Consider the following 12,128-nt stretch of genomic DNA (forward strand, 5'->3'; position numbering starts at 1 on the left):
TTGTCCACGGCGCGGTCGACACGCGCCGCGGCGGGCCGGGGCCGCGATGGGCGCGGCGGAGGCGCGGGAGCGCGCCGCGGCGGCGGCATCATGCGGCCTCCGTTCGCGCCGTGGCCATGGCGGCGGCGTCGAGCAGGGCCGTGCCGACGATCAGGTCGGCGCCGCCGAAGTCCTCGTCGTCGAGCGGGGTGCCGTCGTCCACGGCGAACAGCAGGCGCTCCTCGCCCTGCCGGTACGCCGTGCCGACCGGCGGGCTCGCCGCGTGTACGGCGAGCAGCACGATCAGGTGCGCGAGCTCGCCCCCGCGGTCGCGGCGGCGCGCCTCGGCGAGCAGACCGGAGAGGCGGCGCGGCGCGTCGGGCTCCAGGGTCAGCAACTCCCTGGCGCTCGCGAGTTGTTTCTCGCTGAACCTGCTGTCGTCCGGCGTGGCGACGAGGTCGGGCTCCGGCATCTCGGCACCCAGGTGCGCCCGCTCGACGGGCGGTGTGAGCAGCAGGTCGACGAGGTCGCCGACGCGGACCGCCGCCGGGGCGCGCAGGCCCGTGCCGTGCGCGAAGTACGCGTCCGTGACCCGGCCGGCGTCCGCGACGGGCAGCGGCAGCAGCGGCGCGACGAGCTGCCCGTACAGGTCGAGGCCCGCGCGGGCGGCGGGCCTGGCGAAGGCCTGCCTGTCCTGCTCCGCGCGGAACAGCGGCCCGGCTTCGAGGAGCCTGGACTGGAGCTGGGTGTGGCGGCGGATGCAGTCCTTGACGATGTCGACGAGTTCGGCGGCGCGCCGCTTGTGCTCCGCGGTCTTCGGGTCCCCGCCGGTGTCCGCCTCGTCGCGCGCCTTGCGGATGTTCGTCAGGATCGCGTTCTCGTGGCGGTAGCGGTCGGCGACGTGGTCGAGCGCCTCGTCGATCATGTCGGGCACGGTGCGCAGCCAGTCGACCGCGCGGACGTTGCGCCGGGTGGCCTCCAGGGTCCTGCGCAGGGTCTCGGCGTACTGCACCGTGCGGTACCTCGCCTGCTCGGCGGCGAGCTGGGCGTCGGCGAGGCGGCCGCGGCTGATCAGCACCTCCAGCTTGACCTCCGCGGCGATCTGCGCGCTCGTCACGTCCGTGTCGAGGGCTCCCACGAGGACGTTGACCGCTTCGTCCGTGGTGCGCAGGTAGACGCTGCCGCCGTCGCCCGGGACCTCCTCGATGAGCTTGAAGTCGTAGTCCCTGCGGCGGTAGACGCCGTCCGTGCCGAACGTGCCGTACACGGCACGGAATCCGCGGTCGACGCTGCCGACGTTGATGAGGTTCTCCAGGACCCAGCGGGCCACCCGCTCGTGCTCGGCGGCGGGGCGGCCGGGCGCCTGGGCGGCGACGCGCGGGAGCAGCCTGGCCACTATCTGGTCGTGGTCGGCGCCCGTGTCGAAGTCCATGTGCAGGGTGACCAGGTCGATCGCGGCGAGGGCGACCTCGGCCATCGCGTACACGCCGTACTCCCCCGCGAGGTTGGCCTTGCGGGCGTCCAGGTCGTGGAGCGGGGCCGTGCAGGCGAGGGCGCGCAGGCGGCGCGCGAGGCCCTCGTCGGCCGCCGGGCCCTGCGCGGGCCGCGGCCCGGCGCTGAACTGGGACGGAACTGGTTCCGTCGGCAGGGGCGAAGTCACGGTGCACAGACTAGGTCCTGGCACTGACAGGGGTCGAAACGGCGCAGAACCGGCCAGGGTCGGCGCGAGTCCCCCGGCGGGCCCTGCCGCGGCGCGCTCACCCGCCGCGCCGTGGCGCCATCTGACCTGAGAAGATGACGCAATGGAGTCGAGGAACATCGATCTTAACGCCGACCTGGGGGAAGGCTTCGGCCGCTGGCACCTGACGGAGGACGAGGCCCTGCTCTCGGTCGTCACGAGCGCCAATGTGGCCTGCGGCTTCCATGCGGGCGACCCGCTGACGATGCGCCGGGTCTGCGCGTGGGCCGCGGAGCGCGGCGTGCGGATCGGCGCGCAGGTCTCGTACCGGGACCTGGCGGGCTTCGGCAGGCGGTCGATGGATGTGCCCGCGGCCGAGCTGGCCGCCGAGGTGGCGTACCAGATCGGTGCGCTGCGGGTGTTCGCGCAGGCCGCGGGCGCGCAGGTGGCGTACGTGAAGCCGCACGGCGCGCTGTACAACCGCGCGGTGCACGACGACGGGCAGGCGGCCGCCGTGGTCGAGGGCGTGCTCCTCGCAGGCGGCGGCCTTCCGGTGCTCGGGCTGCCCGGGTCGCGGCTGCACGCGCACGCGTCCGGGGCCGGCCTTCCTGTGGTGGCCGAGGCGTTCGCGGACCGCGCGTACACGGCGGCGGGCACGCTGGTGCCGCGCACGCAGGAGGGCGCGGTGGTCAGCGGGGGCGACGCGGTCGTGGAGCGCGCCGTGCGCATGGCCACGGCCGGCGAGGTGACGGCGCTGACCGGCGAGCGGGTGGAGGTGCGGGCCAGGTCGCTGTGCCTGCACGGCGACACGGCGGGCGCGGTGGAGCTGGCGCGGCGCGTGCGCGGGGCGCTGGAGTCCGCGGGGGTGCGCGTGGAGCCGTTCGCATGAGCGTGCGTGCGATGCCGGTCGGGGACCACGCACTGCTGGTCGAGCTGGCGGACGGCGAGGAGACCGCGGCGCTCCACGGCGAGCTGCTGCGCAGGCGGGCCGCGGGAACGCTGCCCCCCGTGGGTGAGATCGTGCCCGCGGAGCGCACGGTCCTGCTGGACGGGCTGGCGGATCCCGCGCGGCTCGCGGCCGAGGTGTCCGGCTGGCGGCTCGCGGCGGCCGGCCGGGTGGACGCGGCCTCCGTGGAGCTGCCGGTGCGCTACGACGGCCCGGACCTCGCCGACGTCGCGGAGATGTGGGGGATGAGCCCGCGGCAGGCGGCGCGGCTGCACGCGGCGACGCCGTTCCGGGTGGCGTTCTGCGGTTTCTCACCCGGTTTCGGCTATCTGACCGGCCTCGGTGAGCGGTACGCGGTACGGCGCAGGGCGACGCCCCGCACGTCGGTGCCCGCGGGGTCCGTGGCGGTGGCCGGCCCGTACACCGGGGTGTACCCGCGTTCCTCGCCGGGCGGCTGGCAGCTGATCGGCACGACGGACGCGGTGCTGTGGGACCAGGACAGGGAGCAGCCCGCGCTGCTCGTGCCTGGCACCCGGGTGCGGTTCGTGGCGGTGGACGCGTGAGCGGCACGGCGGGCTGCTTCACCGTGGAGCGCGCGGGCGCCCTGACGACGGTGCAGGACCTGGGCAGGCCGGGGCACGCGCATCTCGGCGTGCCGCACGCGGGCGCGCTGGACGCGCCGGCCGCGCGGCTGGCCAACCGGGTCGTCGGCAACACGGACGGAGCCGCCGTCCTGGAGACCACGCTGACCGGCTGCGCGCTGCGCCCGGGGCGTGCGGTGACGGTCGCGGTGGCGGGCGCCCCCGGCCCGGTCCTCGTGGACGGGCGCCCGGTGGCGTGGGGCGCGCCCGTGCTGGTGCCGGCGGGCGCGCTGCTCGACGTGCGGCCCGCGGTGTCGGGCGTACGGGCGTATGTGGCGTTCGGCGGCGGGATCGCGGTGGAGCCGGTGCTCGGCAGCCGCTCCGCGGACCTCCTGTCGGGGCTCGGCCCCGCGCCGCTGCGCGACGGCGACGTGCTGCCGCTGGGTGTCCCGTCGGGCCCCGGCGCCCCGGTCGACGCGATGCCGTGGCCCGCTCCCCCGGCCGAACTGGTGCTGCGGGTACGGCTCGGGCCGCGCGCCGACTGGTTCACCGCCGCCGGTCTGAGGACGCTGGCGAACGGCGCGTTCCGGGTCTCGTCCGCGAGCAACCGCATCGGGCTGCGCACGGAGGGTCCGCCGCTCGAACGCGCGCGGGACGGCGAGCTGGCGAGCGAGGGCATGGTGACGGGCGCGATCCAGGTGCCGCCGGACGGGCGCCCTGTGGTCTTCCTCGCCGACCACCCGACGACCGGCGGCTACCCGGTGGTGGGCGTCGTGCGTGCAGGGGACCTCCCGGCGGCGGCCCAGGCCGTTCCGGGTACCCCGGTCCGCTTCGTCCCGGTCCGCGCGGCCCGGTAGGCACACGCGCCCGGCGCGGCCGGGCCTCAGGGCGCGACGCCCCCTCGGACGCCCGTCGCGCACCCGGCGTGGCGCGCGCCCGCCGGCACCGGCACGCTGGCACCCGCGGCGGCACCGGGCAGCGGCAGGGCCCCAGCCCCCGAGCGGGAGACAGCGGTCTCACCCCGGCAACAGCCCGAAGTCCGCGGGTGCGGGCGTGCGGTGGGCGTCCACCGGCCCGTTCGGCTCCGGCCCCCGGCGCTGCGGCGCCGCCGTACCCCGGCTCTCCGAAGCCGAAGCCGAAGCCGAAGCCGGGTGCGGGCCGTGCGCCGTACCCCTCCCCGGCCGCCCTGCGGCCGGCGCCTGCCGCCACGGGGGCTCGGGCCCGAGCGTGGCGACGGCGAGGGCGAGCGACCGGTCGGCGGCAGCGTCGAGGCGGCGGGTCGTGCCGCGGGCCGCGTGGCGGGCCTCGGCCGCCGCGAGCCTGAGCAGTTCCGGCAGCAGGTCGCGGCAGCGGCGCGCCACCCAAACCGACCCCTTGGTGGCCAGCCACCGCAGGGACTCCCGCCTGCTCGGGGGCGGGCGCTCCGCGGCGAGCGGGGGCGGGGCGCCGAGGCGGAGCCCGCGCTCGGCGAGCAAGCCGTGGAAGCGGGCCGCGATCACGCGGTGGCCGCGCTCCCCCGGGTGGAGCCGGTCCGCGCTCCACAGCCCCCGCTCCGCGATCCACGCCGCGTCGGACATGTGCAGGTGCACGGCGTCGTAGCGGGCGGAGAGGGCGTGCACCACGGAGTTCAGGGCGCGCTGACGGCGCGCCAGCGGACGGGCGAGCGGCCCCGGCAGGCCGAGCATGGCGCCGGGGTCTGGCAGACACGCGGTCAGCAGGACGGCGCCCTGTCCCGCGAGGGCGTGGCAGGCCCGGTCGAGCCGCACCGCGATGTCCTCGATGTCGAACGCCGCGCGCAGCGTGTCGTTGACGCCGACGACGACCGACGCGAGGTCGGCGCCGAAGTCCAGGGCGGCCGGGGTCTGGGACTCCTCCACGTCGGCGGTGAGCGCGCCGCTGACCGCGAAGTTCCCGAAGACCGTGCGGCCCTCGCCGAGGAGCGCGGCCCAGCCGCGCCAGCCGCCCTCGACGGGGTCGCCGATCCCGGAGGTGAGGGAGTCCCCGAGCGCGGCGAACCGCACCCCGTTCATGCGGGCGTCCCGTCCTTCCCCGTCGCGGCGACGGGCGGGAAGAACGCCCGCCCCGCCGGCGGCCGCCGGTCGTCCTGTGCCTGCCGCACGGGCCCGGCCGGCGCCTCGTGCGCGGCGAGGAACGCGGCCACCGAGGCGTCCCAGCCGAAGAGTTCGGCCCGCGCGCGGGCGGCGGCGCGCCGCTGCGCCGCGGGCCGCGCCAGGAGTTCCCGGGCCGCGTCGGCGAACGCCTCGCCGCTGTCCGCGGCAGCGAGGCCCGCGTCGCCGATCACCTCGGGCAGCGCGGACGAGCGGCTCGCGACCACGGGCGTGCCGCAGGCGAGCGCTTCGAGCGCGGAGAGCCCGAACGTCTCCGCGGGTCCCGGCGCCAGGCACAGGTCGGCGGAGGCCTGGAGGTCCGCCATGGCGTGGCGGTCGGCGACGTGCCCGAGGAAGAGGGCGGGCAGCCGCCGCTCGCGGGCCCTGCGGACGAGAACGGGGCGCAGCGGTCCTTCGCCTGCGACGACGAGCACCGCGCGCACGCCGCGGGCCCGCAGCGCGGCGAGCGCGTCGAGCGCGGTGCCGGGCCGCTTCTCCACGGAGAGCCGCGAGCCGAGCAGCAGCAGGACGTCGCAGCCGCCGTCGAAGGAGTGGAGGTACCGGGCGCGCAGTCCCGCGCTGCGCCGGTGCGGCGCGCACCGCACCAGGTCGACGCCGAGGGGGACGCGCAGGACGTTGCGCGCGCCGATGCGGAGGAACTCCCGCTCGGCCCACCCGGTGGTGCAGACGATCTTCGAGTAGGCCCAGGCGCTGCGCCGGTTGATCCGGTCGGCCGCGCGTCCGGCGGCGGGCCCCGGCACGCCCCAGGCGCGCAGCACCCCGTCCGCGGTCTCGTGGGAGACCATCATCGACCGTACGCGGTGCCGGCGCGCCCACTCCCCGGTCCAGCGCAGCGAGGTGCGGTCGGAGACTTCGAGCCGGTCGGGGGCGAGGTCCTCAAGGACCGCGCGGACCCGCCTGCGGGCGGTCAGTACGCGGTAGCCGCCGGTGCCCGGCAGTACGGGCCCCGGCACGGTGATCACCCGGCCCTGGACGGTCTGTTCGTCGGACGCCCTCTCGCCGGGGACGACGAGGACGGGTTCGTGCCCCGCGGCGAGGTAGCCGCTGCCGAGTTCCCGGAGCGCGGTGCGCAGGCCCCCGGAGGACGGCGTGACGAAGTTGGCCATCCGGACGATGCGCAGGCCGCTCATGCGACCACCGCCGTGCGGGCGTCGAGTACGGAGTGGTAGTGGCCGAGGAGTTCGTCGCCGATCGCCGACCAGGTGCGCTCGCGCACCCGGGCGCGCCCCTCGGCGCCGAACGCGGCCCGCAGCACGGGCGCGTGGGCGAGGTCGAGCACGGCGCGGGTGACGGCATCCTCGTCCTGGGGGGTGACGAGGAGTCCGGTGCCGCCGTGGTCGACGAGGTCGAGCGGGCCGCCCGCGGCGGGCGCGACGACGGGGACGCCGCTGGCCATGGCCTCCTGCACGGTCTGGCAGAAGGTCTCGTACGGACCGGCGTGCGCGAACACGTCGAGGGAGGCGAACAGCGTGGCGAGTTCGTCGCCGGTCCTGCGGCCGAGGAACGCGGCGCGCGGCAGCAGCCCGCGCAGCGTGGTCTCGCTCGGCCCGTCCCCGACGACGGCCAGGCGGACGCCGGGCAGTTCGCTCACGCCCCGCAGGAGTTCGACGTGCTTCTCGGGCGCGAGCCTGCCGACGTAGCCGACGAGGAGCTCGCCGTGCGGCGCGAGGGAGCGGCGCAGGGCCTCGCTGCGCCGCTGGGGCCTGAAGCGCTCGGTGTCGACGCCGCGGCGCCACAGCGCCACCCGCGGTATGCCGTGCTGGGCGAGGTCCCGTACGGCGGCCGTGGAGGGCGCGAGGGTCAGGTCGGCCGCGCGGTGCACGGCGCGCAGTCTGCGCCACGCGGCGGACTGGCCGGTGCCGACGTAGGTGCGCGCGTAGCCGGCGATGTCGGTCTGGTAGACGGCGACCGCGGGCAGCCCGAGTCTCGCGGCCGCTGCCATGCCGCGCACCCCGAGCACGAAGGGGCCCGCCAGGTGGACGAGGTCGGCGCGGTGCGCGGCGAGTGCGGCGGCCAGGCGGCGGCCCGGCAGGGCCACTCGTACCTGTGAGTAGCCGGGCAGCGGCAGGGACGGCACGCGGATGACGCCGCACGGCGCGTCGTGTTCCGACGCGCCCGCGACGGCGGGGGCGATGACGAGGGGTTCGTGGCCGCGGGCGACCAGGTGCCTCGCGGTCTGGAGGGCGCAGTGGGCCACGCCGTTGACGTCGGGCGGGAAGGACTCGGTGACGATGACGACACGCATACCCGTGTTGTCGTCGGACGGGACGTGTCCCTGCCAACGTGGATCTTTCCGCGCGGGGAACGTCCTGTGAGCACTTGACGCCGCCCGGCGAGGGGCCCGTACGTCGTCCCCGGTCGGGAGGGAGCGCGCCGTCCGTGCGCCCCGGGCGTCCGCCCCGGGCGCACGGACGGGTGGCTACAGGGCGGGCGCGTCCGGGTTGAACCTGCTGCGGACGGCGGTCTGCACCTCGTCCTCCTCGACCGGGTCGGCGGCGAGCCTGCGCAGCCGCTCGGCGACCCGGGCATCGCCCATCTCCGCGTGCAGGGCGGCGATCTCGCGGGTGGTCTCCTCGCAGTCCCAGAGGCATTCGAAGGCGAAGCCCGTCGCGTAGGAGGGATCGGTGGCGGCGAGGGCGCGCGCGGCACGGCCGCGCAGCTGGGAGGAGGCGGTCTCGCGGTAGACGTGGCGCAGCACGGGTGCGGCGCAGGCGATGCCGAGCCTGCCGGTGCCGTCCACGAGGGTCCACAGCGCGGGCGCGTCGGGCCCCTCGGCCCTGACGGTCTCGCGCAGCGCGCCGAGCACGGTGCCCGCGTCCTGCGCGCCGCCCCGGACGGCGAGCACCCCGGCGGCGGCGCGGCCGAGGGCGTCGGGGCGCCGCGCCCAGCCGCGCGCGCGGTCTACGGCGGCGGTGGAGCACATCCGCTCGAAGGCGGCGATCGCGGCCTCGGCAGCGGTGCCCGCCTCGTCCGCGGCGGCCTCGACGAGGTCGAGCGTTGCGGGATCGCAGGACTGGGCGAGGTAGTGCAGGCAGGCGCCCCGGGCTCCGGGGGGCGCGCTGCGGGCCGCGGCCAGGATCGCGTCCCTGTCCTCGGGGCCCGCGACGGCGAGGAGGCAGCGGGCGGCGGGCAGGGCGAGGTCGCCGCCGCGCGCGTGCCCCTGCTCGGCCCATTCGAGTACGGCCTCGACGCTCCAGCCGGGGCGCGGGCCCGCCGGGCGCAGCTGGCGCTGCCAGCGGTCGAACGAGCCTTGCTCGCCCGCGGCCCTGACGCGGGCGGCGACCGCGGCACGCGGGTCGTCGGCCCACAGCCGCCAGGGCCGGGGTTCGAAGGCGTCGCGCACGGCCGCGGCGAGCTCGGCCTCGCCCTCGGGGGTTGCGGGGAAGCGGGCGAGGACCGGCTCGGCGAGGGAGCGCAGCCCGGTGTCGTCGTCGCGCAGCGCGAGTTCGTCGAGGGCCCAGGCCCAGTTGGCGCCGGAGGCCGCGTACCGGCGCAGCAGGTCGAGCGCGTCGCGCCTGCCGTACGAGGCGAGGTGGCCGAGCAGGGCGAGTGCGAGCCCGGTGCGCTCCTCGCCGGGGTCGAGGTGGTCGTCGGCGCTGAAGAGGTGCTGGCCGATCGCGTCGAGGCCGCCGTGCAGGTCGAGGTAGAGGCGCGCGTAGTAGAGCGAGCGGTTCTCCGCCTGCCAGTCGTGGCGCGGGTCGTTGAGCACACAGTGGTCGAGGGCGGCGAGCGCCTCTGCCCGGGGCGCGGCGAGCGCGTGCAGCGTGCCGTCGCCGCGGCCTCGCTGGAGCAGGCCGAGCAGGGTGCCGCTCGGTGCTATGACCGGATCGAACATGGGGAGAGCCTCACATCAAGCTGTCGACGCAACCGGGAGTCCTGCCTAGGCCGCGCGGCAACAAGGGGGACCCGCCGTCGTCGCCTGCTTGGTGTAGACCATTTCCTCTGCCTCTCGTCGGTGGCCCGGTGGGGGCTCGTCGTCATGATGACCCAGCGTTTTCGCCACCGCGACCACATTTAGCCGGACCCGTCCCGGTGCCTCCCGTGGGCCCGGGACCGGCTCCGCACGGTGCGCGCGGCGGGTGGCCCCGGCCTCGTTCAGCCGGCCCCGAACAGCTTCAGGAGGTCCTCTTTCCCGAACATGCGGGCCGTATCCACCGCGGACGGAGTTCCCGCTTCCGGATCTGCGCCGCCGGCGACGAGAGCGCGCACGACGGCGTCCTCGCCCTTGAAGACGGCGCCCGCAAGGGGGGTCTGGCCCCGGTCGTTGGCGCGGTCGGGGTCGGCGCCGCGGGCGATCAGGGCCTCCACCGCGGCGGCGTGCCCGTGGTAGGCGGCGAGCATGACGAGGGAGTCGCCCCTGTCGTTGGTGAGGTTCGCGGGCACCCCCGCGTCGACGTACGCGGCGAGCGTCTCGGCGGTCCCCCGGCGCGCCAGGTCGAACACCTTGGCCGCCAGTTCGACCACGTCGGGGCCCGGCTCGGACCCCGTGGGGCTTCCGCTCATCGTCGACCGCCTCTCGCGCCGCCTGCCGGCCCGCACGGCACGGGCCGCGTACGGCTGAACGGAAGGGTACTGCGGGCGCGTTCCGCATCCACCCGCGCAGGTCCGCGGGCCCGCGGGACCGTCCACTGCGCCATGTGAGTGATAAATCCAATCTTTCACTCCTTTGCACCTTTAGTCACATAGATACTTTCCGTCAGGATGGAACACCTCATGGTGACTGTCCCCTCAACCAGGAGAACACTCATGATTCTGTCCATCTCGGGCGTCGTGCTGCTGGGCATCATCGTCTTCCTCTTCTTCAGGAAGGACGGGCTCAAGGCGTCCCACGCGATGGTGTGCGCCCTGTTCGGCTTCTACCTGGCGGGCACGGCCATCGCGCCGAGCATCACGGCCGGAGGGGAGAGCCTCGCCGGACTGCTGGGCGGGATCAAGTTCTGACGCCCGGCAGAACCCCGCCTCCCCCGCGCTCGTCGCATCCCTTCCGCACCTCCAGGAGACAGCTGTGGCCCGGCGACCACTCCCCCGCATTCTGAGCAGCGGCACCACCCGTCTCACGCGTGGCCGCGCGATGGCGCGCACGGCCGCCGACAGCGCCTCGGACGTCCTCCATCCGCTGATCACCGTCTCCCGTGGTCTGCGGCTGCTCGCCGTGTCCGCACGGCGGAAGTGGGCGGGCACCCCCAAGGAGCGGCGCGGTCCCGCGCTGTTCCTGGTGGCGGCCTGCGTGCTGGTGCTCGCGCTCATGCCGTACGGGCCGCTGCTCGCCCTCGTCACGGTCATGGCGCTCGCGGCATGGAAGGGACGCGACCGCACCCCCAAGCGGACCGGGCCCGACGAGGCGGAGACCAGGCGGCTCCAGGCGCTGTACGACGCACTGGTGCCGTACTTCTCCGTGCCGGAGGACCCGGACCCGCTCTACGCCCACGGCGGCGAGTGGGGCGCCGCCTTCGGCGACCACGCCTTCGACGACGAGGGGCGCCTGACCCGCCTCGAACTCTCCTACCCGCCGTACTTCGCGGACGGCGACCCCGGCGCGCGCGCCACCGTGGAGCGGCTCCTGCACGCCAAGTCGGGGCGCGGCAGGGAGTGCCACTTCGCCTGGGACCAGGAGGCCAACCGGCTCGTGATGAGCGTGCTGCCCGCCCTGTCCACGTCGATCGCCGCGCAGCGCTTCGTCACCGTCCCCGGTGAGACGGTGCTCGGCTTCACCGACGACACGTCCGTGCAGCGCACGGTCCCCGTCACGGCGGACGGCGAGACCCACCAGGAACCGCCGGTGGTCTGGCGCACGGGCCCCCGCTCGACCGAGCCGCACCTGCTGGTCGCCGGCCGGCCGGGCGCGGGCGCCACCAGCCTGCTGCGCTCGGTCGCCCTCCAGGCCCTGCCGCACGGCGACGTGGTGATCGTGGAGGGCAGCGGCGCGGGCGAGTTCGCGTCCTTCGCCGGGCGGCCCGGCGTGCTCGCGGTCGAGTCGGCCCTCGGCGGGGCGCTCGCCGCGCTGGAGTGGACCGCCCGCGAGACGGAACGGCGGCTGGTCGCGGCCAACGCGGCACGGCAGGCGGGGCACCCGCTGCCCGAGGACGTGAAGCGCCCGCTGTGGGTGCTGTTCGACCGGCCGAGCGTGCTGGCCCACCTCGCGGCGGCGGACGGCGGCCGCGACCCGCAGCAGCTGCTGTCCGTGCCGCTGCGGCACGGCAGGGCCGCCGGGGTGACCGTCGTGGTGGCCGACCACGTCGACGCGCTCGACTGGGTCGAGGAGACGGTGAAGTCGCACACGCCCGCGCGGGTGGCGCTCGGCGCGCTCCCCGCCGACGTGGTCGAGTCGGTGCTCGGCGCGCCCCCGCACACCACCCCGGTGCCGGACGTCCCGCCCGGCCGGGGGTACGCGCGCCTCGGCGTCTCCGAGGTGCTGCGGGTGCAGGTGCCCGCCACGCCCGACCCGTACGACGACGCGGCCACGGACGCCGAGCGCCGCGCGGTGCTCGCCCTGCTGCCGCGCCGCGAGGACGACCCGGCCGAGCAGCCTCCGGCCGGGCAGGCTGCCGCGCGGCCCGGCCCCGCCGAACCCGCCGAGCCCGTTGGACCCGTTGGCCCGGAGGCGGACGGGCGGACCGCGCCGCCGGAGCGCGCGGGCATGGCCGCCCCTGCGACGGTGGCGGCGGCCGAGGGCTGACCGTCGGCGGCCGAGGGCTTCGGCGTCCGCCGGCCAACGGGCCCCGGGCGGCCGGGCCCCGGGCGGCCGGCGGGCGGAGGGCGGCAGGTCGGCGGGCCTCGCCAAGTCGGAGGCCAAGCGGGCTTAGGAAGACAACGGG

General features: G+C 76.5%; 11 protein-coding genes. 5 read left to right on the top strand and 6 right to left on the bottom strand.

Annotation, left to right across the window (positions count from 1 at the left end; translation table 11 throughout):
- Positions 1-88 precede the first annotated feature (88 nt).
- Entirely contained in the window at positions 89-1,639 is a 1,551-nt protein-coding gene (locus ABEA77_RS32580; RefSeq protein WP_345655585.1) for a hypothetical protein, read from the bottom strand.
- A gap of 142 nt (positions 1,640-1,781) precedes the next feature.
- On the opposite strand from ABEA77_RS32580, the gene ABEA77_RS32585 reads away from it, so the two are divergent.
- The 3 genes from ABEA77_RS32585 to ABEA77_RS32595 are packed head-to-tail and all read left to right on the top strand — an operon-like array spanning position 1,782 to position 4,041.
- Positions 1,782-2,546: a LamB/YcsF family protein gene (locus tag ABEA77_RS32585; RefSeq protein WP_345655587.1), complete on the top strand. Its 765-nt coding sequence runs from the start codon at positions 1,782-1,784 to the stop codon at positions 2,544-2,546.
- Positions 2,543-3,166 (top strand): 5-oxoprolinase subunit B family protein, encoded by a 624-nt coding sequence (locus ABEA77_RS32590; protein ID WP_345655589.1) that lies wholly within the window; start codon positions 2,543-2,545, stop codon positions 3,164-3,166. The genes ABEA77_RS32585 and ABEA77_RS32590 overlap by 4 nt, the downstream gene beginning before the upstream one ends.
- Complete coding sequence (locus tag ABEA77_RS32595) at positions 3,163-4,041, top strand: 5-oxoprolinase subunit C family protein (protein WP_345655591.1); 879 nt, start codon at positions 3,163-3,165, stop codon at positions 4,039-4,041. The genes ABEA77_RS32590 and ABEA77_RS32595 overlap by 4 nt, the downstream gene beginning before the upstream one ends.
- Before the next feature lie 159 nt (positions 4,042-4,200).
- On the opposite strand, the gene ABEA77_RS32600 is transcribed toward ABEA77_RS32595, so the two are convergent.
- The 5 genes from ABEA77_RS32600 to ABEA77_RS32620 form a co-directional block, all read right to left on the bottom strand.
- Entirely contained in the window at positions 4,201-5,214 is a 1,014-nt protein-coding gene (locus ABEA77_RS32600; protein ID WP_345655593.1) for an SGNH/GDSL hydrolase family protein, read from the bottom strand.
- Complete coding sequence (locus ABEA77_RS32605) at positions 5,211-6,443, bottom strand: glycosyltransferase (RefSeq protein WP_345655595.1); 1,233 nt, start codon at positions 6,441-6,443, stop codon at positions 5,211-5,213. The genes ABEA77_RS32600 and ABEA77_RS32605 overlap by 4 nt, the downstream gene beginning before the upstream one ends.
- Positions 6,440-7,558: a glycosyltransferase family 4 protein gene (locus ABEA77_RS32610; RefSeq protein WP_345655597.1), complete on the bottom strand. Its 1,119-nt coding sequence runs from the start codon at positions 7,556-7,558 to the stop codon at positions 6,440-6,442. The genes ABEA77_RS32605 and ABEA77_RS32610 overlap by 4 nt, the downstream gene beginning before the upstream one ends.
- A gap of 174 nt (positions 7,559-7,732) precedes the next feature.
- Positions 7,733-9,148: a HEAT repeat domain-containing protein gene (locus ABEA77_RS32615; protein ID WP_345655599.1), complete on the bottom strand. Its 1,416-nt coding sequence runs from the start codon at positions 9,146-9,148 to the stop codon at positions 7,733-7,735.
- A gap of 260 nt (positions 9,149-9,408) precedes the next feature.
- On the bottom strand, positions 9,409-9,816 hold the full coding sequence (locus ABEA77_RS32620; protein WP_345655601.1) for an ankyrin repeat domain-containing protein: 408 nt from the start codon (positions 9,814-9,816) through the stop codon (positions 9,409-9,411).
- 243 nt (positions 9,817-10,059) lie between these two features.
- Between ABEA77_RS32620 and ABEA77_RS32625 the strand changes: the two genes are divergently transcribed.
- Both ABEA77_RS32625 and ABEA77_RS32630 read left to right on the top strand, forming a co-directional pair.
- Positions 10,060-10,254, top strand: a complete 195-nt coding sequence (locus tag ABEA77_RS32625; RefSeq protein WP_345655603.1) for a hypothetical protein — start codon at positions 10,060-10,062, stop codon at positions 10,252-10,254.
- Positions 10,255-10,318: 64 nt separating this feature from the next.
- Positions 10,319-11,989: a hypothetical protein gene (locus ABEA77_RS32630; protein WP_345655604.1), complete on the top strand. Its 1,671-nt coding sequence runs from the start codon at positions 10,319-10,321 to the stop codon at positions 11,987-11,989.
- Positions 11,990-12,128: the final 139 nt, after the last annotated feature.

This window comes from Streptomyces tremellae (assembly GCF_039540215.1).
Classification (GTDB): Bacteria; Actinomycetota; Actinomycetes; order Streptomycetales; family Streptomycetaceae; genus Streptomyces; species Streptomyces tremellae.